This is a genomic window from Photobacterium sp. ABD4_091 (genome assembly GCF_056160145.1).
Map to the genome: position 1 here is coordinate 618,002 of NZ_JBSWWQ010000003.1, position 24,764 is coordinate 642,765.

21 protein-coding genes and 1 pseudogene are annotated in these 24,764 nt (G+C 47.2%); 9 read left to right on the forward strand and 13 right to left on the reverse strand.

The annotated features are described in order from the left end of the window. Positions 1–33 precede the first annotated feature (33 nt). On the reverse strand, positions 34–972 hold the full coding sequence (locus ACXAGQ_RS24260) for a LysR family transcriptional regulator (protein ID WP_475257396.1): 939 nt from the start codon (positions 970–972) through the stop codon (positions 34–36). 120 nt (positions 973–1,092) lie between these two features. Here ACXAGQ_RS24260 and ACXAGQ_RS24265 point away from each other — a divergent pair. Next, positions 1,093–1,320 (forward strand): annotated as a pseudogene (locus ACXAGQ_RS24265) (sodium/glutamate symporter); the annotation flags it as partial. Positions 1,321–1,700: 380 nt separating this feature from the next. Beyond that, positions 1,701–2,570, forward strand: a complete 870-nt coding sequence (locus ACXAGQ_RS24270) for an Ig-like domain-containing protein (protein ID WP_475257398.1) — start codon at positions 1,701–1,703, stop codon at positions 2,568–2,570. Between the two features lie 136 nt (positions 2,571–2,706). Here ACXAGQ_RS24270 and ACXAGQ_RS24275 read toward each other — a convergent pair whose 3' ends face one another. From ACXAGQ_RS24275 to ACXAGQ_RS24295, 5 genes are all read right to left on the reverse strand, one after another. Further along, entirely contained in the window at positions 2,707–4,068 is a 1,362-nt protein-coding gene (locus tag ACXAGQ_RS24275; protein ID WP_475257400.1) for an MATE family efflux transporter, read from the reverse strand. A gap of 81 nt (positions 4,069–4,149) precedes the next feature. Beyond that, entirely contained in the window at positions 4,150–4,995 is an 846-nt protein-coding gene (locus ACXAGQ_RS24280; RefSeq protein WP_475257402.1) for a helix-turn-helix domain-containing protein, read from the reverse strand. 214 nt (positions 4,996–5,209) lie between these two features. Next, positions 5,210–6,049 carry a class I SAM-dependent methyltransferase gene (locus ACXAGQ_RS24285; protein ID WP_475257404.1) on the reverse strand — a complete coding sequence of 280 codons (840 nt, stop codon included), beginning with the start codon at positions 6,047–6,049 and terminating at the stop codon, positions 5,210–5,212. A 401-nt stretch (positions 6,050–6,450) separates the two neighbouring features. Beyond that, positions 6,451–9,504 (reverse strand): efflux RND transporter permease subunit, encoded by a 3,054-nt coding sequence (locus ACXAGQ_RS24290; protein WP_475257406.1) that lies wholly within the window; start codon positions 9,502–9,504, stop codon positions 6,451–6,453. Continuing rightward, positions 9,504–10,595, reverse strand: a complete 1,092-nt coding sequence (locus ACXAGQ_RS24295; protein WP_475257408.1) for an efflux RND transporter periplasmic adaptor subunit — start codon at positions 10,593–10,595, stop codon at positions 9,504–9,506. The genes ACXAGQ_RS24290 and ACXAGQ_RS24295 overlap by 1 nt, the downstream gene beginning before the upstream one ends. Positions 10,596–11,159: 564 nt before the next feature. Here ACXAGQ_RS24295 and ACXAGQ_RS24300 point away from each other — a divergent pair. Then, positions 11,160–11,318: a hypothetical protein gene (locus tag ACXAGQ_RS24300; RefSeq protein ID WP_475257409.1), complete on the forward strand. Its 159-nt coding sequence runs from the start codon at positions 11,160–11,162 to the stop codon at positions 11,316–11,318. Here the strand turns inward: ACXAGQ_RS24300 and ACXAGQ_RS24305 are convergent. Next, a complete protein-coding gene (locus ACXAGQ_RS24305; RefSeq protein ID WP_475257411.1) occupies positions 11,315–12,166 on the reverse strand; it encodes an enoyl-CoA hydratase/isomerase family protein in 852 nt (283 codons plus the stop codon). The two genes, ACXAGQ_RS24300 and ACXAGQ_RS24305, sit on opposite strands and share 4 nt — an antisense overlap. 291 nt (positions 12,167–12,457) lie before the next feature. Between ACXAGQ_RS24305 and ACXAGQ_RS24310 the strand changes: the two genes are divergently transcribed. Beyond that, the gene (locus ACXAGQ_RS24310) at positions 12,458–12,733 is read left to right on the forward strand and encodes a nitrogenase-stabilizing/protective protein NifW (protein WP_317522369.1); all 276 of its coding nucleotides are present in this window, start codon (positions 12,458–12,460) and stop codon (positions 12,731–12,733) included. An 89-nt stretch (positions 12,734–12,822) separates the two neighbouring features. Here the strand turns inward: ACXAGQ_RS24310 and ACXAGQ_RS24315 are convergent, their stop codons facing one another. From ACXAGQ_RS24315 to ACXAGQ_RS24325, 3 genes are all read right to left on the reverse strand, one after another. Then, on the reverse strand, positions 12,823–13,242 hold the full coding sequence (locus ACXAGQ_RS24315; protein ID WP_475257412.1) for a universal stress protein: 420 nt from the start codon (positions 13,240–13,242) through the stop codon (positions 12,823–12,825). A gap of 239 nt (positions 13,243–13,481) precedes the next feature. Continuing rightward, the gene (locus tag ACXAGQ_RS24320) at positions 13,482–14,405 is read right to left on the reverse strand and encodes a LysR family transcriptional regulator (RefSeq protein WP_475257413.1); all 924 of its coding nucleotides are present in this window, start codon (positions 14,403–14,405) and stop codon (positions 13,482–13,484) included. A gap of 137 nt (positions 14,406–14,542) precedes the next feature. Then, complete coding sequence (locus ACXAGQ_RS24325) at positions 14,543–15,409, reverse strand: AraC family transcriptional regulator (protein ID WP_475257414.1); 867 nt, start codon at positions 15,407–15,409, stop codon at positions 14,543–14,545. 141 nt (positions 15,410–15,550) lie between these two features. On the opposite strand from ACXAGQ_RS24325, the gene ACXAGQ_RS24330 reads away from it, so the two are divergent. The 3 genes from ACXAGQ_RS24330 to ACXAGQ_RS24340 all read left to right on the forward strand — a co-directional run bounded on the left by ACXAGQ_RS24330 (position 15,551) and on the right by ACXAGQ_RS24340 (position 18,564). After that, on the forward strand, positions 15,551–16,024 hold the full coding sequence (locus ACXAGQ_RS24330; RefSeq protein ID WP_475243942.1) for a YHS domain-containing (seleno)protein: 474 nt from the start codon (positions 15,551–15,553) through the stop codon (positions 16,022–16,024). Positions 16,025–16,431: 407 nt separating this feature from the next. Beyond that, a complete protein-coding gene (locus tag ACXAGQ_RS24335; RefSeq protein ID WP_475257416.1) occupies positions 16,432–17,835 on the forward strand; it encodes a tryptophanase in 1,404 nt (467 codons plus the stop codon). A 162-nt stretch (positions 17,836–17,997) separates the two neighbouring features. Beyond that, positions 17,998–18,564, forward strand: coding sequence for a copper resistance protein NlpE N-terminal domain-containing protein (locus tag ACXAGQ_RS24340; RefSeq protein ID WP_475257418.1), 567 nt, complete (start codon positions 17,998–18,000; stop codon positions 18,562–18,564). Between the two features lie 57 nt (positions 18,565–18,621). On the opposite strand, the gene ACXAGQ_RS24345 is transcribed toward ACXAGQ_RS24340, so the two are convergent. After that, a complete protein-coding gene (locus tag ACXAGQ_RS24345) occupies positions 18,622–20,460 on the reverse strand; it encodes an MOSC N-terminal beta barrel domain-containing protein (protein WP_475257419.1) in 1,839 nt (612 codons plus the stop codon). 264 nt (positions 20,461–20,724) lie between these two features. Between ACXAGQ_RS24345 and ACXAGQ_RS24350 the strand changes: the two genes are divergently transcribed. Both ACXAGQ_RS24350 and ACXAGQ_RS24355 read left to right on the forward strand, forming a co-directional pair. After that, entirely contained in the window at positions 20,725–22,341 is a 1,617-nt protein-coding gene (locus ACXAGQ_RS24350) for a methyl-accepting chemotaxis protein (RefSeq protein WP_475257421.1), read from the forward strand. A 183-nt stretch (positions 22,342–22,524) separates the two neighbouring features. Beyond that, positions 22,525–23,547 carry a linear amide C-N hydrolase gene (locus tag ACXAGQ_RS24355; protein WP_475257423.1) on the forward strand — a complete coding sequence of 341 codons (1,023 nt, stop codon included), beginning with the start codon at positions 22,525–22,527 and terminating at the stop codon, positions 23,545–23,547. 41 nt (positions 23,548–23,588) lie between these two features. On the opposite strand, the gene trxC is transcribed toward ACXAGQ_RS24355, so the two are convergent. Together trxC and ACXAGQ_RS24365 are read right to left on the reverse strand one after the other, a co-directional pair. Beyond that, positions 23,589–24,023, reverse strand: a complete 435-nt coding sequence (gene trxC, locus ACXAGQ_RS24360) for a thioredoxin TrxC (protein WP_475257425.1) — start codon at positions 24,021–24,023, stop codon at positions 23,589–23,591. A gap of 165 nt (positions 24,024–24,188) precedes the next feature. Beyond that, positions 24,189–24,386 carry a hypothetical protein gene (locus ACXAGQ_RS24365; RefSeq protein ID WP_475257426.1) on the reverse strand — a complete coding sequence of 66 codons (198 nt, stop codon included), beginning with the start codon at positions 24,384–24,386 and terminating at the stop codon, positions 24,189–24,191. Positions 24,387–24,764: the final 378 nt, after the last annotated feature.

Sequence of the window (24,764 nt, forward strand, 5' to 3'; positions counted from 1 at the left end):
CAGTTGCTATCGCTGGTTACCTGAAATGACCAGTTACTGGGATATCTTTGGCTGAATTACGCTATCGAAGAAAGTTTGCATGGTTTGATGCAGGTGCTGGTTGAGCGGGTAGCCCCGCTTGGACTGAAGGTAGCTTCCTGAAATACTGAACTCTGTTAAATGTGCTGGCATCTTAGGCAAAGGATAACAGGCTAGTTTGTCGCTCAGGCTCATAAGGTAACTGCTACTGAACTTGATGGCATCTGAGCGTTCAAGTTTTTCAATAGCAATGGGTATACTGTGTGTTCTGAGAGCAATTTTTGGCGTGAGCCCTTTGTCTAAATAGAGTTCATCAAAGGGGTCGTGTTTCAAGTTTATTGCATCGGAAACGAGCTTTACTACCGGAAGGTGAGCGATAGACTCCAGTTCGCTGGTTTGACTCAAAATCGGGTGGTCCTTCCTTGCAAGCAAGCTTACTTTTAGGCTGCTGAGGTGGTGAGCATAAAGGTCTTGAGGCAGCGGGTAAGCTGAAAAGTGGATCATATAATCGATTTTACGATCGAGAATGTCTTGCAACGAGCCTTCTTGCCAATAAATGAGCTCGAGACAAGCATTAGGAAGTGCGTCATTGAGAACCCGGTATATACCTTGGCCAAACGTTTCAAGAAGGCTTAACTCGATGGCGATAACAATTTTTCCACTATATTCGAGCGGGTTAAAGCTCTGGTATGAGTCAAGCACATTGGCAAAAGGAGTCAGCATGTTTTCAGCCGCTTCTGCGAGTCTCTCGGCCAGCTCTGAAGGTTCGACGCCATGGGCTTTGCGGATAAATAACTGGTCGCCAAATGTTTCGCGCAGTTTTGCCAACCCTCGGCTGACACTGGTTTGAGAAATACCGAGCTTTTCTGCGGCAGTCGACGTGTTGCGAGTTTCTACCACTACGCGCAGTAGTTTTAGGAGATTAAGATCAAGATCCTCTAGGTTGGTTTTCATCAGCGCTGTCTACTCCATGGCCAGTTTCCAATACGAATCTGTTACTAACATAGCACATGCTGATTGATTTAAAAGATGAGTATTCAATGTGTTAGTTAATTTTTATTTGAGGCGAGGGATACCTTATTACTGTATTTCTTTTCAGGTATTGGAATAATTGCCAATATAAGAACACTTTTATCTGTCGGTAAGTCAATTTTTTTACTGACGCTGTTAGCGGTAATTTATATCGGATTGCAGAATATTGTCGGTGTGAGCATTCTGTCATTATTTGGTTTCGAGCCCTTATTGGGCTTAATTGCAGGTGCTATTTTCGTGATTATCAATGGCTTTATCATAAACCTTTAATGTCAAAGATATTAAAATCGTGATGTTTATTCAATATTAATCATCAAATTAATTGATTGACCGTAATGTTTTGATATGGGGTTCTTATCCTAAATGTAATTTGGGCAAATATATTGAGATGCTGATTCAGATAATTTTCATGATGTAGCAGTAAATATCGCGCCATGTGGCATTTTTGTTAATTAAGGTTAACCTGATTGTATCAAAATAACAATTTTAAATTTCTTAAGTCATATTTAACTCAAGGTTATTTAAATTAGTTATTTCTTCTCCATGTCGCTTTAAATGACCAACGCTGTGTTTGAGCGTTTACTCATTATTTTTAGTGTTACCCGTTTTTAGTTGAGGTAGCCGTTTTTTTCAGTGGAGTTTTATTCGTCATGTGGAAGTTGAAGAATCTTTTCTTAGTCAGCATTTTTGGTGCATTGAGCACCCCGGGTATTGCAGAAGAGCGAGAGGTGCTTGAGGTTTTCGTCTCACCTTACAATGTAACCATCGATTCTGGTGTTTCAAAGCCAATGACAGTGCGCGTTCTTTACAATGATGGCTACGAGATGTATCCACAAGGGGTGACTTGGCACAGCAGTAATCCTGAAGTATCCCCTATTTCAGAAAATGGCGTTGTTTTTGGTGTGAAGAGTGGTTTGACGCTGATATCTGCAACTTACAAAGGGGTCAATTCGAGTCAGCCTGCAACCGTCAAGGTGGGTGAGGCTGTTATCGATGAAATTACGGTAGAATTCCCTCACCGAAATATGGCTGTTGGTGAGTCACAGCAAGCACAGGCACACGCGACGTACTCTGACGGATCGCAACAAGATGTCACCAGTTCTGTTCAGTGGCAAGTCGTTAATTCTTCAAAAGAGCTAACTGTTTCTGAAGGTGGATTAGTGACTGCCCATGAAGAAGGCTACGGTTTGCTAATTGCCCGTGCGGACGGTGTTCGTTCACAAGAAATCCGCATTGACGTGAGTGAAGGCGAGTCTGAATTCGAGTGGGTAATGCCTTTCCCTAGCCGTACCACTATGGCCGTCGGTTCTCAGTTTATCCCTTCAATTCGCGGCATGCATAATTCAGGCAGCCTAGTCGATATAAATGAAATTGATGGCTGGGTGATTGATAACCCGAGTATTGTTCGTGCGACACCTGATAATCAGGCCATTACTGCGATTGGTAAAGGAACCGCTATCGTCTACCCAATCGCTGCGGGCATGCAGTCTATTGAGCCTGTCACTGTTACAGTCGAATAAATACTATTAATCATGATAGCGGTGCTAGATGATACCTGCGGTAACTATATCCAGTTGATGCAGGAGCTATAATACGCTTGCGAAATACAATGTGATAGGAATTAAAGGCCGAGCTAAGCTCGGCCTTTTTGACTATTTATACTGCCAATTCAACAGCTTCAGCCTGATCGGCTTGCTGGTTTCGTTTACGTCGATAGGTGAACAGCATGCTCAAGCTGATGATGGCCGTGACCAACTCTGCGAACATAATGCTTGCCCAAATGCCATTCTCCGGAAATAGCTGAGGAAGCAGTAATACCCCAAGTGCAACGAAAATAAACCCTCGGCCAAGTGAAATGACTGTGGCTTGGTTGGGTTTGGCAATCGCTTGAAATAGGTTAGCGATAACCATATTTAATCCCATCAAGGGAATGCCAAGGAAAAACAGGCTCAGTGCCGTTGCAGAAAGTTCGATCAGATCCCCTGCTTCTCCGAAGTACCAAGTTGCAATTTGAGGTGCGGACCACCAAATAACCAATAGAAATACGATGCCGCTACCAATTGCTGTTTTCAAGCCCAACGCAAGTGTTTGGTCGATGCGCTGTATTTGGCTTGCTCCATGGTTGAAGCTCATGATTGGCTGACAAGCCTGGGCAATGCCGACCATGACAAAAAGGGCAAAGACACCGATATTGGTTGTCAATCCATAGGCAATTATATGACTTTCTCCAAATTGGCTTAACAGTACATAATTAAACAGCAATATAGTTAAAGCCGACGTAACTTCAATAAAGAACGTTGGCATGCCTAATGTGACTATATCTTGAGCTTTGTTTAGGCGAACCCCTTTTATATTCAGTGTTAACGAACCTTGCTTTCGCACAAAGTGGCTGAGCAGAATAAGAAAAATAACAACTTGTGCAATTGCTGTCGCAATAGCTGCGCCTTTCATACCCATGTCAAACTCGATGATGAATATGTAATCGAGTACTAAATTGGTGATCGCTCCAATAGACATTGCATAGGTCGCCAACTTTGGGTTTCTATCGTTGCGCACAAAGCAAGAGAGTACCCAGCCAATTGAGTAAATAACAAAGAATGGCATTAGTACTGAGAGAAAGTCATAGGCCAATTCAGCCATGTAACCACTTGCCCCCATGAGTGCGATGAGTTCATCGAGCCAAACCAGTGCAAACACGACACCTAAGCTAGAAAGCAGAGTGACGAGCAGCAGAGATTGATTAAGCCAGATCTGACCTGACTTGGTATTGCCCTTTCCCTGATCAATCGACATTCTAGCCGCGCCACCAATACCTATCATCATTGCGATAGCGGTAAAAATAGAAAATGGCGGAATCACAAGGGATAGGGCTCCAAGCCCATCGGCCCCAACACCCTGACCGACAAACCAACCGTCACCGATAATAAACAGAGACTTAATGATCATTCCCGTCAAGGCTGGCCATAGGTATTGATAGAAAGATTTTGATATTGGATCAGTTTTTAGATTGATATCCATTGTATGTAATATAACCAGCTAGATGAATTAAGTGGCCGGTATTATCAGTACATTGGCACAATGGATAAATGGATTATCTGCTTATAGTGTTGCACTATCTACACATCTTAGCCTAAATTGCGCCGGTGACTCCTTCATATTGCTACGGTAGAAGCGGCTGAAATAGGCGGGATCGGCAAAGCCCAATTCAAAGGCAATTGTCTTGATGGTCTTGTTTGAAAAGGCCAGATCTCGGTTGGCTTCTAACATTACCCGGTCGTGGATCAGTTGGGTGACTGTCTTGCCGAGATCGGCTTTGACAATTTCATTGATACGCTTATTGGTGATTGCCAACGCATCAGCATAAAACTGGCAGTGTTTTTCTTGTTTGTAGTGCAGGTCTATCAGTTCGATAACTTGGCCGACACGTGGATCCCGCTCTTCCCCTTTCAATGCGTTGTTGGTTGAAAAGCGCAGCAGATAGCGAAGAAAGCAGTTAATCAGTGATTCGACTAAAGCCCAGTCACAATCTGATCGCTCGCATTCTTGTTGGATCAAGGTGAAGATAGGGTGCAAATATTGGTTGCCTTGCTCAACACAGTCTAGGTAAGGAGAGCGGTTGCTGCGAACTGCGAACACGCTATCGACCAACTGTGTGCTCCGTTTGTTGGTTTCGACAAAGCCATGAGCAAACACCAACAAGCGAACATTACTTCCTTCGGGTGAGGACTGGTGTACCTGTCCAGGGGCGACGGTAAAAAAGCGCCCGACTTTATTCTGGTACTCAACAAAATCAATGTTTTGTGTCCCTGAGCTATCCAAGCACCATATGATCTCCCAATACTCATGGCGATGAGGATCTGTGTATGGTTCCTCCTGTCCAATAGGGCCGTCAATGGCCCTGCAAGGTTCACCGAGGATCAATCGAACCGGCTTCACGGGCTTCACTTATTTGTCTCTCTAACCACATACCTAACTGTCTGTAATATACATTATTGCAAAGCAATCTAGCTTAGTTTCTTCACAAGTCATGAACGAGGACAATCAGAGATGTGTCAAACGAAAGAAGTAAGTATTAACGTGTTGAATGCCAGCTATAAATGAAACTTGGCACCAATAAAAAAGGGGCGATTTATCGCCCCAACTCGATGATGAGTATTTATTATTGATGGCTGACAATAACAGCCATCTCGTCACCATCTGTCAATGGTTTACCGCGCAAGTCGTTGTAGGTGGCCTTTACTTGCAACCCATGCGGCTCAAGCTCCGCTTTTAGCATGTCCAGTGTAAAGTGCTGCAGCCAGTTGTAGACCGTCCACTCTCTTTGCGCTTCACTGATGACATACTTGTCCAGTGTGACGAGATCATCACCGTAAGTGAAGGAAGATTGGATACACCAGTACTCTTCAGCGCTCCAAAAACCATTCATCGAGTTCTTGGCTAGGGTTAGCGACTCAGTTTGTTGTTCAAACCTTTTCGCGGTATAGACGTCTAGTGCAATTACCCCGTTTGGCGCAAGTAACGACTTGAATTTACCCAGCAAGGTAGAGCGTTGCGCTGGGTTTAGCGCACAAAAATCGCACATCACCATGGAGATTAAATCAAACTGGCGTGAGTCACTGTAGTCAAGGTAATTCCCTAGGTGGTACTCGATATCTAAGTTGGCAAACTTGGCTTGCTCAGTCGCGAAATCTAACGAGTTTTGCGAGAAATCGAGCCCTATGACGGTTCCTATTCCCTGCTTCTTTAGGCGTTGGGTATACAACCCCGGGCCGCAGCCAAAATCGATCGTTTTCGATGACTGGCCAAGCTTGAATTCTGAAACCAGCCAGTTTACCGACTCATCGATAAAATCGAATGAACGGGAAGCCGCTTCGATCTCCGGATTGAGGTGATAGGCCAGCATTTGTTTGGCGATATGGCTATCTGTCCACAATACATCGGCAGTATATGTAGACCAAACAACAGGCTTTGCAGTTGCTTCATTGATTTCTTTGAACATTTTGTAATTCCGACAATAAATTGGTTGTCGTCCTTACAGGGTCTTTAGGTGTCTTAATCAGCCTAAAATGACGTAAGGACGCTTGTTAATTTGAGTTTGTTGAGAAAAAATCATCGGAAACCTCCTTGCTAAATAGATAAGAAACGTGTGGAATTTATCAGCAATTAGGGAGCTTGGCAACGCAATATATGAGTAGTAAAAGTCCCATTGAATATAAAGGCTATAGCCTAGCCACATGTTCGACAGCGATTGGTTGTTGAGCATGTCTCCAACATTGACATCGAAATATAAATACAAGTAAATCATAAACTTGCTGGGTTAATGAAAGTTGGTGTGTTTAAAAATAAAAAAAGCCTGGGTAAATGCCCAAGCTTATTATTTAGTTGAAGTCTCCAAACAGTTTATTCTGCTTTAATCGGCTTGATCTTAAAGAACAGCGCATAGTTCAGCGGAATAACCACCAAGGTCAGAACTGTCGCAAACAGCAGACCAAACATGATTGTCACCGCCATGCTCTTGAAGAACGGGTCAATCAGCAATGGCGCAACACCAAGGATGGTTGTGGTTGCCCCTAAGATCACTGGCCTTGCCCGGCTCATCGCTGCATCAATGATGGCATTGTAAGGAGCCTTACCTGCACGTACTTCATTGTCGGCCTGATCAACCAGTACTATCGCATTCTTCACCATCATCCCGATCAAGCTTAGGAAGCCCAATGTCGCCATGAACTCAAACGGCGTCTGGAAGATAATCAAGCCAATGGCGACACCAACCACCGCAAGTGGGACTGTCAACCAGATAACCAGCGCCTGGCGGATACCATTAAACATGAATACCACTGCCAACACCATCGCTGTGAAACCGTAAGGTGCTGATAGCATCAGGCCTTCATCTGCCTCTTTGGCATCTTTGTATTCACCGTGCCACTCAAGCTGGTAGCCCACAGGCAGTGGCATGCTTTCGATTTCTGCCTTGATTGACTCGAACGCTGTTGACGTCAGTACTCCCGGGGCAGGATCAGCCTGCGCCATAATGGTCGGAATACGGTCCACGCGCCTTAGCATTGCATCTTGCCATACCAAATCATTCGATTCGATCAGCTGGTTTAATTGGATGAAGCTACCTGCTTTTGAGCTAAACACCTGAGTATTTTCAATTGCATGCTCATGGTTGCGCTCATCATGAGGTGCGCGCACAACAATTGGCACCAAGTCGTTGCCTTCGCGGTAGACACCGACCTGCCTGCCCGACAAGGTCTGCTCTATTGCACTGTTCAGCTCTTGGGTCGTCAAGCCGAACTGCTGCGTTTTTTCTGCCGAAAATACTGGGCTTAGCACTGGCACCTGCTGTCGCCAGTCATCTTGTACAGCAATCAGGTTCGGGTTGTTGTGCATCAAATCTTTTGCCTGCTCTGACAGTTGGCGAAGTACTGTACTGTCAGGGCCTTTGAATGCCGCTTCTATTTTCTTACCGCCGCCAGGGCCTAACATGAACTTCCACACATTGATCGAGGCATCTTGGTAGCGCTCGCTCAGTTCAACCTGTAGCTCGGCTACCAGTGTTTCTATCGCATTGTGGTCGTCGACATCGACCAATAGTTGGCCATAGCTCGGATTCTGAGGCTCGGCTGAGTACGTCAGCATAAAGCGCAGGCCGCCAGAGCCAATGAAGCTGATGGTATTGGTGACGCCGTCTTTTGCACTTACATCTTTCTCAATATCTAGCATGATGCTTTCAGTGCGCGAGATATCTGAGCCTTGCGGCAGAAATACATCAATCGCAAATTGTGCCCGCTGTGACTCTGGCATAAAGCCTGGAGGCACATAGCCGAACGCTTTGACACCCATAACGAAAACCGCAATCACCACCATGATGCTGGTTTTTTGGTTGCTGAGTACTTTAACTAATACCTTGTGGTAAAGCTTGCTGACTCGCCCTGGCTTGGCATTAGCCTTTTTCGCATTGATTTTAATAAAGTCATGGCACAGTAACGGGGTAACGGTAATCGCTAATACCCAGCTCAAGAACATCGAGTAGAGGATCACCCAGAACAGTGAGCCGGCATATTCTCCCATGTTTGATGGTGACAAGCCGATAGCACTGAAGGCACAGATCCCGACGATGGTACCACCCAGCAGCGGCCACTTGGTCTCATCGACGATTTCAGCAGAAATTTCTTCGCGATTCGCTTGTGGATTTTTCTGCAGTCGGGTCAGAATACCGTCAGTCACTACGATGGCGTTATCAACCAGCATTCCCAAGGCAATGATCAAAGCGCCTAGAGAGATACGCTGCATGGCGATGTCGTCAATCAGCATGACAATCAGGGTGCCAGCCACAGTTAGCACTAGGACGAAGCCGATGATGATACCGGTGCGCACACCCATAAAGAGCAGCAAGACCACAAAAACAATGACAACCGCGGCAATCAAGTTATTGATGAAATCAGCGACCGACGCTTTTACCGATTCAGACTGAATCGACACATCGTGCAATTCAATACCCACAGGCCGCTGGCTTTCCAGCTCGGCAATACGGGCAGTGACCGCATCACCCATCTCGACCACATTACCGCCAGCGACATTTGAGATCCCAAGGCCAATCGCACGCATACCGTTGTAACGCATCAGCACGGAAGTTGGCTCCTGGTAGCCACGGGTAACCGTTGCGATATCACCAAGGCGCATAATGGTGTTATTTTCACCGATACCGATCTGTAGGTTTTTCAGGTCATCAAAGGTACGCACGCTTGAGGTCGGCACGACGGCAACGCGCATGGACTCGGTTTCCAATGTACCTGCCACGGTGACCATATTTTGCTTTTGCAGTACTTGATAGACTTTCTCAGCAGAGAGGCCAAACTGCTCCAGGCGGGCACTGGCAATCTCGACAAAAATCGCTTCCTGCTTTTCTGCCATGGTGGTGGTTTTCGAAACCCCCGGCACCAGTACCAGCTCTCGCCTTAGCTCATCCACATAGTTTTGTAGCTGCTTATCGGTGTAGCCTTCACCCGTTACCGCATAGAACTGGGCAAAAACATCGGCAAAGTCGTCGTTGACGATAGATGGCCCGGCACTCGGCGGCAGCATACGCTGGGCATCATTGATTTTCCTGCGCAGCTTATCCCAAACCTGCTGCAGCTCGGCATCGGTTTTAGAAAAGCTGCGTTTGATTTCAACGGTGACTTCCGACATGCCTTGCTTGGAGACAGAGGTGACTTCATCCAATTCCTGTAATGACTGTACCGCTCCCTCGATAACATCAGTGACCTCATCTGCGACTTCTTGTGCTGTGGCGCCAGCATACGGCGTCACGATGACGGCTTGGCGGATCACAAACTCAGGGTCTTCAAAACGGCCAAGCTTGAGATAGCTAAGGTAGCCTCCGATCAAGGTCAGGGCTATCAAGACCCAAACGCTGGTGCGTTTCGCCAATGTGTAGCGAGCGATATTCATTATTTAGCCTCCATCAGAGTGGGTCTTACCGTCATGTTTTCAGAGAGGTTTGCCGTGCCTGCCACGACGATTTGCTCGCCAACGTATAAGTTGGCAGTCACTTCTACTCGGTTTCCTTTCAGCGTACCTGTTGTAATGAAGCGTTTTTCTAGCTGGTTATCACTGTTTACTAGCCATAGGTACTGTTGGCCTTGGTTATCGGGGATCACTGCCGACAATGGAACCGAAATAGAAGACGATACGGTTTGATTGTCTTCACCCGGGACAACCCGAACAGTCATACCCGGCAAAACTGTTGTGTTGTTGAGGTCAACAAAACCCATTGTCACCTCGTAGGTTTGGGTAACCGGATCAGGCTTGGTTGAGTAGGTTCTCAACGCCAGTTCAAACTGCTTGCCTGATAACGCAGGAATTTGTGCCATCACTGTTGGCTGCTGTTGCTCTTCTTTAAGCATCAGCCTTTCTGGGACATCGATAACTACCTCCATATCGGAGAGGTTATGGAGAGACAAAACCGCTTCATTAGCCTGAACCAGCACATGGGTGTTGCGGTGTTTGCGGCTGATCATGCCGTCGAACGGTGCTAGCAGCCGGGTTTCTTCCAACCGGCGCTTGGCCTCATCCAAGCGGTGGTTGGCTAAACGGAAACGAACTTCTATTTCTTCCAGTTGGCTCTTTGAGATGGCTTGGCTAGATTCAAAGATGGACTTGGCACGCTGGTATTCGGTTTGGGTGTTACGCATTTCAACGCGAGCTGAGTTTAGGTTGGTTTCAGCGTCTTTGGGGTCCAGTTTAGCCAGCAAATCGCCTTTCTTCACTTCATCACCTTCTTTGACCAATATCTCGACCAAGCGGCCTGAAGAGCGAAAAGAAAGATCGGCACGCTGTGCAGCTTGAACAGTACCGCTCAGGCTCAATGCTGAGTTATTGGAAAAGGTGACAATTTCCGTCATAGCCGGACGGACAACAACAGCTTTTATTTCTGATTCTGGCTCTGCGTTACAACCTGTTAAAATGACGACGGATAGCGTTAGGCTAATCGCGACTTTCAATAGTTTGTAATTGGGCAAGGTTGGAAGTGTTAACTTCATTGCTGCTGTCTCCGAAATAAACTGTATTATTGTGTGTTTTTTGCTTTAAGCCGTTGCGTCTGAAATACGACTGTTTTGATGGGGCTAATGGTAAAGAGTGGCCTGTGATTACACTACGTTTAAGAGATATTCATTTTTGGCAGAGCATGCTTTTGATATGTAAATTCATTATAAACAATGGTTTGTTGGTTTTCGTATTGGCTTAATAACTGTGGTGGTTTAATAACTGAGGTGGTTGGGTGTTTATGTGCGGTGGCAGTTCTTGCCGTTCTTGCAGGTATTGAGTTTGGCTTTGAGGTTGGCGTTGATAGTGTGGGTTGAGAAAGGCTAGAAAGAAATGAGAAAATTTAATAGGTAGCTACTTAGGTCGACTCGGAAAATGGTAATAATAAGCAAGGCCCAGAAAAGAGACTCAAAGATTAAATGCAACTTGACCATGTCGATACTCCTTCATTATCCCCAATAATATTGGGGCGAAATTATGAACCTGAGATATTAAACCCATATTGCGGTTTTATTTTTCATTGAGGTTATTTGGGGTGTTGGCTGTTTAAGGAGGAGTGTATGGAAAATAAAGCTGATTCACCATGGTTAAGAGAAATTCATATTTGGGTATTGCTTGTTGTAGGCCTGGCTAGTGCTCAGATCAACCGATGGCTGCACAGCGTTAAATTAATTTCTGGCAGCCATCTGAGTTTAGGTAACTTGGGAATTGAGGCTTAATCCTCGTTGATATCCTGAATATTGATCACCAGTTGCTCCCAGTTTCTTTGGTTTTCAATATCAAACTGGGCACCTTGCTCATCAGCCCAGGTAAAGCGTTTGATAGCCGCCGTTTTACTGGTGGCCTGGTACAGCCAGTAAGCTTCGGCTTTAAGAGCGTCATCGATTGGCCTGTCGATAGACTCATAGACTGTCTGTTTGCAGGCGTTGATGGATTCGGCTGGGAACTTGGCGATGCGTTTGGCGAGTGTCTCGACGTACTCACCGATTTCATCGGGTTCGAGTGCCTTGTTAATTGTGCCGTAGGCTTCGGCTTCATCGGCATCAAAATCTCGGGCACTGAGGATGATCTCCAGTGCTCGACCTAATCCTGCCTGGCGTGCCATACGCGAAGCACCGCCACCGCAAGGTAAGATCCCCATTGCCACCTCCATCTGCATAAATTTGTATTTCCCGCGTGCGGCAAAGCGCATGTCACAGGCCAGTGCAAACTCATGGCCGCCACCACGGGCGTAGCCTTCAAGTTTGGCGATTGTCGCTTGTGGCAGTTTGCTGATGCGTTCTAAAACAGCTTGCAGATCGAGGAGTTTGGCTTCGTTACGGGCGACAGCATCTTTGGACATATCGCGCAGCAGGTTGGTATCGTAATGGCATACCCAGATTTCAGGGTTGGCAGATTGGAACACGACGACTTTGACTTCGCGGTCACGCTCTAGCCGCAATGCCAGGCTGTTAAGGTCGGCAAGCATTTCTTGCCCCTGTACATTAACTGGGGGAAAATCAATGGTTACCCAGGCGATACCTTCCTCAACGTTGACGGTAAACGTCGTGAAATTCTTATATTCCATCGTGTTACTCCTCATCTCAGCATCCACTATTGCGTAAGTATATGAATCGAATGAATATCAGAGTCGTGCAGACAAATTAGTTGAAAGAAGTGTTTTGCACACCTTAAAAACTAGGAGAGGAGAGACTGTCGGTAAATTAGAGATAATGGAAAAGAGAATATGGGTTTTCCATATAATCGCCATGGGTTGAATAAAGCAAAAGCAATGCAAACACCATGTTACATCAATACCCAGCGGCGCGCCTTACCGTAAACTGCCATCTGTTTATGTGCATTAACCCCTGAAGATTTGATGAGCCAGAACGATATCTTGCAAAAAATAGCCACTTTTACGTCGATTGAACAGGCACTGGAGTACTTTGACATTGACTTTGATAGCAAGTTTATCAATGAGTACCGTACCCAACTAGTTAAGCGATTTAATGGTTACCTGTTGATTTCAAAACCGGATGACTGGTTCTCTGCCCGCCGGGCACTGAAAAATGCCTATTGCAAAGTGCAGCGTGGCCGGTTGGACCCGCATACCCGCTCTGCCTGCCGAGGCTGTACTTCGTGTCAGCGCCGGTAATCCTGGGGGGATAACTTTTCGATATGAAAAAGCCGGATCAGCAGGGGACACTGATCCGGCTAGTAGTGGTTGATATCCCGTTGCCAGCTTTAGATTGGCACGACAAGGATATCAACAGGGGATTTATTGATCAGGTGCTTAGAGTAGGAAATGATTTTACTCCAGAAGTCGTGGTGGTGACCGCAGATGATCAGATCCACATCTTTTTCCGGGATAATATCTTGTAGCTTACTGCTCAAGTCACCGGTACCGACCAAGAAGTGCTTGATGGGATAATCGGTATTGGTTTCAAAGGCCCTGAGTTGTTCCATTTTAGGCTCACCCAAAGGCGTTTCGTTCGGGGATTGCTTGATATCAATCAGCTCGGGATAGATCTCCCCGTGCGTACCGTCAATATGGACAAAAGAGACCTCTGCATTGAGTAGCTTGGCTAGAAAAACAGCTCTATCAATTAGCACATTGGTTTCTTCGGATAGTTCCAGTGCCACTAGGATATGTTTGTATTTCATCACGACGCCCTCCTGCTGAATAAAATATCCAAGTCACTTCAAGGTCATTGGGTATATCCCCAGCATAGTTCGAGACGGAAAAAAATAGTGTCGAAGATGTCTCAGAATAGCTAAAAAGCATATAATTTATTGATATGTAATACAATAATGCTGCACGATGATAGACAATCAGTATTGTGTAAAAACGGCAATATAACCGACAAAGCTCTTTTGCTAAAACCTAGCTCTCTAAAACATAGTTACCTTTCCCAAATAGGCGGATCACCTATTTTTTCCAGAATATAGTCAATAAAGACCCGCACTTTTGCAGGCAGCACATTCGATTTTGGATAAACCAACCAAATAGCTGATTGGTCCGTGATTTCAAAATTAGGCAGGACATGGACTAATTGTCCGCTTTTGAGCTCATTGTGGACACTCCAGTAGGCGTTCATGGAAATGCCAACGCCAGCCATTGTTGCCACCCGCATCGTAGAACCGTCATCGCAAACCACCCGGCTCTTAGCGTGTTTGGGTGGGAATGAACAAGAAGGTAGCTCAGTATTGGTTGATGTTTCCTGAGAGGTTAGATCCCTGGCACTGTCACGCATGAAAACCAATAGCTGGTGCTTTGCTAAGTCTTGGGGAGTTTGAGGGGTGCCAAACTGAGTGAGGTAGTTCGGTGAAGCGCACAGTATCCGCCTGTCGTCAGCCAGCTTCCGAGCCTTGAGGTTGCTGTCTTCGATAGCGTAGTTGCGAAGGGCGAGATCGAACCCTCCTTCGATCAGGTTGACCTTGGTATCCGACATCCTTAGTTCAAGATTGATACCGGGATAGCGGGCAAGAAACTCAGGTAATATTGGGGCGATGTAAAGCTGACTGAATGTGCTGGTGGCGGCAAAACGTAGTGTCCCTGATACCTTTTTTGTGCTGTTGCTCAATATGGCACGAGCCGCATCTTCTTGGGCGATAATTTCCCGGGCAAACGGCAAGAACTTCGCCCCTTCGGCAGAGAGGGAGACTTTGCGGGTAGAGCGGTGCAACAGATCGGCGCCAATTTGGTGTTCGAGTTTGGCTAACTTTGCCGATGCGACAGCCGGAGCTAATCCTAGCTGGCGCCCAGCAGCACTGATATTGAGCATATCGGCCGCGAGGACAAATAGCCGAATACCGTCAATATCCATATATCCTCGCTAAGTAATAAGTAAATAGACGACAAATAATCACAGCTGAAAGGGGAGCGTTATCTTTTACTTTCGACAGTGTAGGCGACCGCGCTGAAGTTAGTGATATCAATTCTAAAACCTAGTGGTGATAGGGGTTAACGCTCGGCAAGCCAATGCGTAGGCGACATGCCTGTTACCTTGCGAAAGGCGCGGGCAAACCCTGAGCGGTTACTATATCCCACCGCGTCAGCTACATAGGCCAGTGCTTTGCCTTTTTTGAGCAGGCTCTGTGCCAATTCTATCCGCCAACGCATTTGGTAGTCACCTGGCGTAGTGCCCACTACGGACTTAAAGGACTCCATGAAGACAGTGCGTGACATCGCAGCTTCACTAGCAAGCTGTTCCATTGAATATGTCTTGTCTGGCGTATTGTGGAGCATTTCAAGCACTCGGGCCAGTTTGGGGTGAGATAAGCCAGCGAGCATACCTTCATCAAGGGTTTGCTGCTCGATACTTTGGCGTATGAGCAAAACCAGCAAGATTTCACACAGCCTATCGATAATGAGCTTTTTTCCGGGGCTTTGGGCAAAGGCTTCAGCAAAAAGCTGTTCGACAATCGCGGATAAGGGGCTGGTTTGATCAAGTGGGACAGCCATTAATGGGGGCAAGGCGGTGGTAAAAAGGTTGTCCGTCCCTGCTCCGTAATCAACGGTGGCACACACCAGCTCAGTGCTGCTAGCTCTGTCGGGACTGGCTTCATCTTGGGAGCCCATAGGAATATTCTGCGGATAAAGAGAGTGCGCAGATGGTCGAGGAATAAAGATCAGACTAGGCTTGTCGAACTGATGATGGGTATTGCAGTGGTCAATGATTGTAAGCCTTCCGCGCTTTAAAAGGTGGAGGTGGCCAGAAGAGATAGCAGGATCATCAAAGCGGGAAATACCGCAGAGGGTGCCGGTATAGAATACCCCGGCTTTTACCGAGAAGTGCTGCATCAGCTGGGAGAGATGATCTTGATCCATGGCCATAGTATTCCTTATTCTTCGTTAAGCTCATTCACCAGTTTCGTACTATCGGTATCAAGTATAGGGCTGATGTATCCCTATAGGTCGCAGGAGCCAGCTAAATTTACTCTACGTCATTAAGTTATACGGAGAGTCACTATGGCTACTTTCACCGCAACAATACGAAATCTATCCGCTGTTTCACTGCTTGGTTTATCGATGACAGTGTTGGCGGCCGATATTGATATCAATGCCGATGAGAAAGATCTGGCAATCAAAGGCTATGATCCTGTTGCTTACTTTACCGACCAGCAGGCAAAGCTCGGTATCAGTGCCTACAGTGCCACTTACAAAGGGGCGACTTATCACTTTGCGAGTAAAGAAAACAAGGAGCGCTTCGAGGCTAACCCTACCGAGTATGTGCCTCAGTATGGCGGCTATTGTGCTTTCGGTGTGGCAATGAACAAGAAGTTTGATACCGACCCTGAAGCCTGGAAAGTGGTGGATAACAAGCTTTATCTCAACCTGGATAAATCGGTGCAGAAACGCTGGCTTGAAGATACCGCAGGTTACATTGCCAGTGCCGATAGCAACTGGACCAATATCAAACTGATTGAAGCCGATAAGTTATAGCTGACTGATACGTAGTTGTTTAAGGTCGTGGTTTTAGGTAGTGATTATTAATTTCCTCCTTAATTATTACGCTTGTCACAGCATCACTAGCAGGAGTTTGGGTATGCTGAGTATTGTCTATAATCAAGTGAAGTTATAGGCAATACTTACCCCCGTTTATTTGTGAAGGAAAGCAAATATGACCTGCCAATCTGCTGTGGTGACGCCTGACATCACCTTAATGATGTCGGCATGGTTTAACCAAGACTTCCGCCTCTCTAACGACTTCCCTGTGTAGTCTCTTTGCTCGGGCTTTCCGGGCCAATCAATCCATATAAACGATGTCATCAGTGTGGCCTTCACACCGTTGAGTTATTTGTATTTTGCCGCTAGCAGACAAATGCAAGCGGCACAATTGGAGTAAAGAGATGAAAAGGATCCCAGAACCATTCCGTATCAAGATGGTAGAGCGTATTCGGATGACGGATAAAGAAGACCGTCGTCAGGCTTTAATCGCAGCAGGTTACAACCCATTCATGTTACGTAGCGAAGATGTCTATATCGATCTGCTGACTGACTCGGGCACCGGGGCTATGAGTGACAACCAGTGGGCTGGTTTGATGATGGGGGATGAGGCGTACGCAGGCAGCCGCAACTACTACAACCTCTGCCAGGCAGTTGAACATTTCTTCCGCTATAAGCTAACTGTGCCTGCCCACCAGGGACGCGGAGCTGAGCAAATCCTGTTTCCATGCTTGGTAGAGCGGATGCGCAGTGTCAGGGGAGGGACTGAAGCGATATTCCTTTCCAACTTCCACTTCGATACCACCGCCGGCCATATTGAAATGAGCGGTGGCAAGGCCATCAACCTGCTGACCGAAAGTGCTTTTCATACCTCTACCTACGATAACTGGAAAGGTAACTTTGACCTCGAGAAGCTTGAAGCGGCGATTGATAAATACGGCTCGACAAACATTGCTGCCATCATTACCACGGTGACGTGCAATAGCTCGGGGGGGCAGCCGGTCGCGATGGAAAACATGCGGGCAGTGTATGAACTGGCACAGAAGAATGATATTCCCGTGGTGATTGATTCTGCCCGGTATTGTGAAAATGCCTATTTCATCAAGCAGCGTGAAGCGGGTTATGCAGATAAATCCATTCTGGAGATCATCCGCGAAATGTACCAATACGGCGATATCCTGACAATGTCGGCGAAAAAAGATCCCATGGTCAATATCGGTGGGCTTTGCTGTATTAAAGATCATGAGGACTTGTTCCAGGCAGTAAGAACCCGCTGCGTGCCGATGGAAGGCTTTGTCACCTATGGCGGTATGGCAGGTCGGGATATGGAAGCCTTGGCGCGAGGGCTCTATGAAGCGGCTGATGAAGACTTTCTCCATTACCGTATAAGCCAGGTGAAATACTTGGGTGAGCGGTTGCGCGAGGGAGGCGTACCCATCCAGTATCCTACTGGCGGGCATGCGGTGTTTGTCGATGCCAAGAAGATGCTGCCCCATATCCCTCCCCACCAGTTTCCGGCCCATGCCCTGTGCAATGAGCTTTATTTGGAATCTGGCGTGCGGGCAGTGGAGATTGGTTCGTTGCTGATGGGGCGGGATCCGCAAACCGGCAAGCAAAAGGACACGGCACTGGAGCTGATGAGGCTGACTATCCCAAGGCGTGTCTATACCAACGACCACATGGATTATGTGGCTGATGCCTTGATCGCAGTAAACCAACGGGCAAGTGAAATACGTGGCTTAGAGTTCGAATACGAGCCGCCCGTTTTGCGTCACTTCACCGCCAAGCTGAAGCCGGTGTCGGACTAACTGCACTAGCGATTAAAACGTCACATCGCTGAGATAACCACCGTGAGCCATCGGCTTACGGTGGTTTTGACGTATCTCTAACCTAGCGATGACGCTGCGCCCACAATCCGCGCATTAGAATAAAAGCCAAGTTTTATGAGAATGCTCATTAAGGAAATCAAGATGAAAAAGACCTTACTTGCACTGGTTGTGGCTGGCTTCGTACTGGCGGGATGTGATCAAAAAGCCACACCGGAATCCCCATCTCAAACAGAGATTGAAGCTGCTGTGGTTGTTGAAAACCCAACCGAAGCTGGTGGCGCGACAACAACAGAAACACCGGTGACTTTGCCAGAGGTTGAGCAAGCGGATGCGGTTCCTACACAGCTCCCTGAAGTGGCACAGCCAGTCGCTGATTCTGCCCATAGCGCCCGCAATGCTCTGGACTGGAATGGTACTTATACCGGCATCCTGCCTTGTGCTGATTGCGAAGGGATCAAAACCGAGCTAGTGGTAAAAAAGGATGGTACGTTTATCCTGACCGAGGTGTACCTAGGCAAGGAAGACAATACCTTTGAATACGAAGGTTCTTTTAACTGGAATACGGCAGGTAATACCATTGCCTTGCCGGGCGCTGGTGATGATGCGGTGCAGTATTTTGTCGGCGAAAACCAGTTGTTCCGTCTAGACAAAGATGGCAACCGGGTAGAGGGCGACTTGGCGAGCCACTACGTGTTGCGTAAGCAGTAACAAGAACAAAAAACAGCCACCGAAAGGTGGCTGTTTTATCTTGTACGTATCGAAAGTCTAGTCGACAAGCTCTACATCTGTTTTTGGTACGCAGCAACAGGCGAGTACTTTGCCTGATTCCTTCTCACCCGGAAGTAAGGCGGGTACATCGGGTTGATCCACCTCACCGGATTCCAACGTCATTTTGCATGCCCCGCAGAAACCGGCTCGGCAGCTGTTGGAGATATTGAGGCCAGCGGCTTCAGCCTGTTCCAGCAACGTCTTTTGGTTATCGCCACTGAACATATTGCCGTTGATACTGATAGTCACTTCTTGGGTTTTATTGCTCTCGCGTGTGACTGGGCCAAACGCTTCCTGGTGATAGTGGGTGGCATCAAGGCCTGCTTTAAGCAGAAGGCCTTTGGCACTTTCCATGAAGTTGTGTGGGCCGCAAACGAACACTTGTCGCTCGGCTAGATCTTGAATTTGAGTTAAGTGGTTAGCTTCAAGACGGCCTGACAACCCTTTCCAGTCTTTGTCTGGTCGGCTGAGGGCGATCATTACTTTTAGCTGGGGGAACTGCTTTTCTAGCGTTTTCAATTCCTCAAGGTAAGGAATATCTGCTTGGCTACGGCATTGGTGGTAGAAAATGACATCGCGCACTTGGTTATGGTCGGCCAGGTAGCGCAGCATCGAAATCATAGGTGTCACGCCGCTTCCTGCTGATAGTAGCAACAGCTTGTCGGTATGGTGACCTAAGTGAAAACTGCCATCAGGCTGCTGAGCCACCAACGTATCGCCAACTTGGAAATGGTCGTGGAGCCAGTTTGAGATCCTGCCATCATCAACCCGTTTTACCGAAATGCCAAAACGGCCAGGGCGAGACGGGCTGGAGGAAAGGGTATAACGACGGGCAACATATTCACCGTTGATTTCTACCTGAATAGGCAGGTGTTGCCCTGGCTGGTAAGCAGGCAAAGACTGTTGTTTTGCTGGCTCCAGCCAGAATGTGCAAAAGTCACGGGCGATCTCTTCTCGCTCGACACAGGTCAAGGTAAGGGATTGAGCCCCGTTTTCAGGGTAGATCTCTTTAGGCTTGGTCTCGAGCACTTCAACGGTATCACCCGCCCTGATCAAGCCTTCGTTGAGAGCAACCAAGTTCTGGCCGAAGTACACCTCGCCACTGCCGTCTGAGCGGAATGAAGATAGCGTATTGAGTGGCTCTTTCAACGGGTTGAATTCGCCAGTTTTAGGATCAACCGTGGTTAGAATACAGCGTGAGCAAGGCTTCACGGCTTCAAATTCTACTTCGCCAATGCGGATGAGCTTCCAGCCATCTTCGGCAAATGCCTCGGTGCCTGAAACAACAAGGTTGGTTCGGAACTGATCCATGGTGTGATGCTGTGGGCTTCGGGCGTTGAGGGCATCCAGTGAGGCTTCGCTGATGATCAGCATCGGGTAGCCATCGGCAAAGCTGACATTCTGGCTGATTTTTGCACGGTGCCGCTCAGACTGCTCGCCGGTAAATAACAGCTGTACCGGCTCGCCAATGATCTGGCTGAACCAGCTATTGGCTGCTTCGGTAGTGAGGTAAGCCTTGAAGGTGTCTTTCCAGACAGTCGCTTCAGACTTGGCCATCGCAAAGTCGCTGTAATGCAGTTTCAAAGAGGGCTGTTCTGGGTAGTTAAGCACCAGGCCGTTGGCTAACAGTGCAGCCGACACCTTGACCAGTTGTGGGTGTTTCCTTGCTGTGATCATGCTGCCATCAGGCCGGGTAACCATGAAGCGGCGGTCAAAGCATAAACCTTGTTGCTCTACCCAGGAATGGGATTGGCTAATACCGGCAATCGATTTAACAGGGAAAACGTTTATTTGGCTTAACGCCGGATTTTTGGCTGATTGGCTCACAGTTATCATCCTTGTGTCGTTATTTTTTGTGCGGATAGCGTCATTCTACCAAATTGTTTTTTGTGAAGGTGCAAAATTAATTCATCACATTATTGATGGTCCCACAGTTATTAAGCATTTAATTGTTATTACCTCTGATTTCTGCTTTGTAAATTTATACTTATTTACAATATCGCTGTATAAGATTATGAATGTTATGAATATTTGTAATAAATGAGATGGTTTGGTCGTTCATAATAACTGGAAAATTAAAATATAACTAAAGAGGGAGCTATGAACCTACTTCGGCATTATGGGGTAAGGGCCAAATTATTGGCACTGATCGCCATTGCAGCCATTTTAATGCTTTTTAATACAGTATTTCAGGCTAATCAGAGTTATCAGAGTGATATTGCAGATCGCAAGGAATCAATGCAGGAGCAAGTCAAAGCGGCCATTTCCTTGGTGCAATATTATTCGGATAAATACCCGCTTGATGTCGACTTGGCCCAGCAAGAAGCCAAGTCGGCGCTGTCTGCAATGCGGTTTGATGGCGACAACTATTTTTGGGTGATCGCTACCGATAATTCGCTTGTTATGCATCCGCTTCGCCAGCAGCAGGAAGGTCAATCGATGCAGGCAGTGACAGATGCCTCTGGCAAACAGCATTGGCTGGAGATGACCACCATCGCTCGCCGTTCTGGTGCGGGGTTCTTGGATTACGCCTGGATTGCACCTAGCGGTGAGGTTTCTGAGAAAATCTCCTATGTCGAGAACTATGCAAAGTGGGGCTGGGTCGTCGGGACGGGTGTTCACCTGTTAGATATCGAAGAGCGTTTCTACAGCAGCGTTGTTTTCCAGGTCGGTGTCAGTTTTGGCGTTATTGCGGTGCTGGTGGGGCTAGGGCTTTGGATCAGCAATGATATCAGCCAACCGCTCCAGCAGTTGACTGATCGTGTTCGAAAACTCGAGCGGGGGGATTTGACACAGAATTTCTCCATGGATCGCATGGATGAAATCGGCCAGATAGCCGATGCGTTGCATCGTGCTTCTTCTGCTATGCGGACAACATTACAGGCCGCTAGCCAAAATGCTGAGCAGTCTATCAGCATGGCAGGCACCATCGCTGCGGCCAGTGAACAGTGTGCACAGTCTATTACTGAGCAGAACCAGCAACTTGCCCAACTGGCAACTGCGATGGAAGAAATGAGCGCTACTATTTCTGATGTCGCCCAGAATGCCGAGACGGTATCGACATCTACCGCAAACATTAACTCCCAAGTTGAGGCAAGTAACCAGCGGATGCTGCAGGCGATGGCCGCAATCCACAATGTATCAGAAGGCATTGCAAACTCCGATCAGCGGGTAGGAGAGCTCAAGCACGGTGTGGAAGAGATAGGTAATGTCACCCAGGTTATTCAGGGTGTGTCGGAGCAAACAAACCTGTTGGCGCTCAATGCCGCCATTGAAGCTGCCCGTGCCGGTGAGCAAGGCCGTGGCTTTGCTGTAGTCGCAGACGAGGTTCGCAACCTTGCCAGCCGTACTCAGCAATCAACCATTGAGATACAAGAAACCATTGATAAGCTGACGGAAAGTACGATTAATACCGTTAAATCGATGGCGGAAAGCACCGAGCAAACGCAATACAGTGTTGAGCATGCCGAGCAGGTTCAAAACGAACTGAAACGTATTGCTGGCTTAGTGACTGAGGCCAATGACATGATCATGCAGGTGGCCACTGCCGCAGAGCAGCAGGGTACGGTAACCGAAGAGGTCAACAACACCGTTAACCTTATCCATACTGCAACGGATGATATTAACATGGCGGCGCAGCACTTGGCGTTGGAAAGCCAGTCATTGAGTGAGGCGGCGGCCACATTGGGTGATCAGCTCAAGCAGTTTAAAGTGTAAACTACCTTTCCTCACTGTCTTCAAACGATAAAGCTCTAGCCTTCAGGTTAGAGCTTTTTTCTTTTTTGCGATATGACTTCCAATAACGCAAATATATGCACGCAAGTGCGCAATGCGTTGGTGTCCAATACGATAAAACTGATACCGTTTTAAGGTTGTTTTCCTCAAAGAAGAGGTGTGATTATGTGTTCTGCGCTTGGGTTAATGAACCCTGAAAATACCGTGTTAGGGGTAAACTACGACTTCCAATTCGACCATGGCATGGTGGTACTAAACCCACGGCACCTTAACAAGAGCGACAAGCTGCCGCTTGGCGAGCGGTTTTATTGGAAGAGCTTATATGGCTCGGTGACCTTGGTTCAGTTTGGCTGTGAGCTTCCTTCTGGCGGCATGAATGAAATGGGTCTGAGTATCCATTTATTAGAACAACGTGACGCAGTATACCCGCCACTGGACAAATCTGAGCAAGTACTGAGTGAGTTGCAATGGATTCAATATCAGCTAGATATGAGTAAGAACGTCGACGAGGTTGTCGCGAGCCTTGTACATGTGAAGCTGCAGTCCCATTTCATTTCACTCCACTACGTGATTGCCGACAGTGCCGGGCAAGCGGCCGTCATTGAGTTTGTGGCAGGACGTACCGAAGTGACAAGGTACGATGCTGCTCAACCTCTTGTTTTGACGAATCATAGTTTGGCAAAGTGCATGAGCCGTCAGGGAGATGCTAACAGAATTGCGGAAAATGCGTCTTTGTCCCGCTTTTTCCAGCTATATGACTACAGCCAGTCCTATCAGCAAGGGGGGGATCCGGAGTCCTATATTTTACAAGGCCTCGAAGACGTCGCGATTGGCGGGAAAAGGTTGGAATCCGATTCAAAGTTTTCTGCTTTGCAAAGCGTTGGCAGTTTCAGAACCTGCTGGCAGGTGCTGTTTTTCCCGGCAACGAAAACCATGAAATTTAATCACTTCGCGAGCAACAGAGGTTTTGAGTTGACGTTGGCAGACTTCGACTTCAGCTCATTGCTGGGTCGGATGAGTTGCGAGTATATCGCCTTGCCAAGTGAGGGGGGAAGACTTAGCCTGACGCCCTATACACAAGAAGAAAATCGCCGCGTAGTAGAAACCGCATATCGGCCGTATAGCCGTTATTTTCCCGAGCAGTTTGTCGAAAATATCGTGCGCTTCCCCGATGAGTTTGTGCCATAGCCTAAAGGCGGCAACTGCCGCCTTATTGGGTCAATGACCGCTTATTTAGTCAGTGCTTGATTCAGCCATTGATCAAACTGACCTTTTGGTAGAGCACCGTTGATGGTATCGACCATCTGGCCGTTTTTGAAAACCATAATGGTTGGGATGCTGCGGATACGGTACTGCGCGGCAAGTGCTTGCTGTGCTTCGGTATCAATTTTGACAAAGCGAACATCACCATTTCTTTCTTTGGCGACATCTTCAAAGATAGGGGCAAAACCCACACATGGGTTACACCAAGGAGCCCAGAAGTCTACTACGACAGGGTTGTCGCCCTGGATAAGGGAAAGGAAGTTATCAGTCGTACCTTCGATAGGCATACCATCAAGCAGGCGATCTTTACACGCACCGCAGTTTGCGATGTCGTTCACTCGCTCCGTAGGAATACGGTTCATTGCCTTGCAGTGAGGACAGCGGGTAGTCATTGTAGTCATATTCGGGTTCCAGTAAGTCTTGTTTCTTACTAATTTAACGACTACCCAAGTATAAGCAAAGCAGGATTAACAGATTCTATTGATAGAAATATTCTATCGATTAGGTTTACCTCTAAGTCTACGGTCGTTTTATCGTTATAGATTATGAATCAATGAGTAAATGCTTTAGTGGATCAGTCCGAGCTCTCTTGCTTCCTCGATAGTTAGGCCACTGGCACGAATGTCACGTAGCATTTCGATACGGCGGCGGGCTTCTGCCTGCTGGCGTTTGTTCTGGGAGATGTGTGAAGCGGTATCATCTTTGTAATCCCACTTTGAAGACACATCAGACATTTCATTATGATCGATAGAATTGATAGACACATTAACCTCCTAGATAACCTCTGCGTCGGAATCAACTTATCTTTATCAAACGATTTTGCTGACGTTAAGACGTTAAAATCCAGTTTGTGACACATCCCAAAAATGTGCAAAATCTATGAAAACTTGCTTTTCTCCTTATCCAAAGAGGGGTACTGTTGATGGTTCCCCTCCAGTAAAAAGTCTGTGCTCAGATCACTTTTTCAACCTGGCCGAATTCCATCTTTATCTCAGCGTTTTATAACCATTGTTAGGTCGAAAACCAACCGCTTAAGTGGTTGTATTTTATCGCTTTTGGTTGCACTTTGGCTGCATTGTTGATAACTTGGTCAATTGGTCTTGCCAAGTGTTTACAGCGGTCAGAATTTTCCATATTATCAT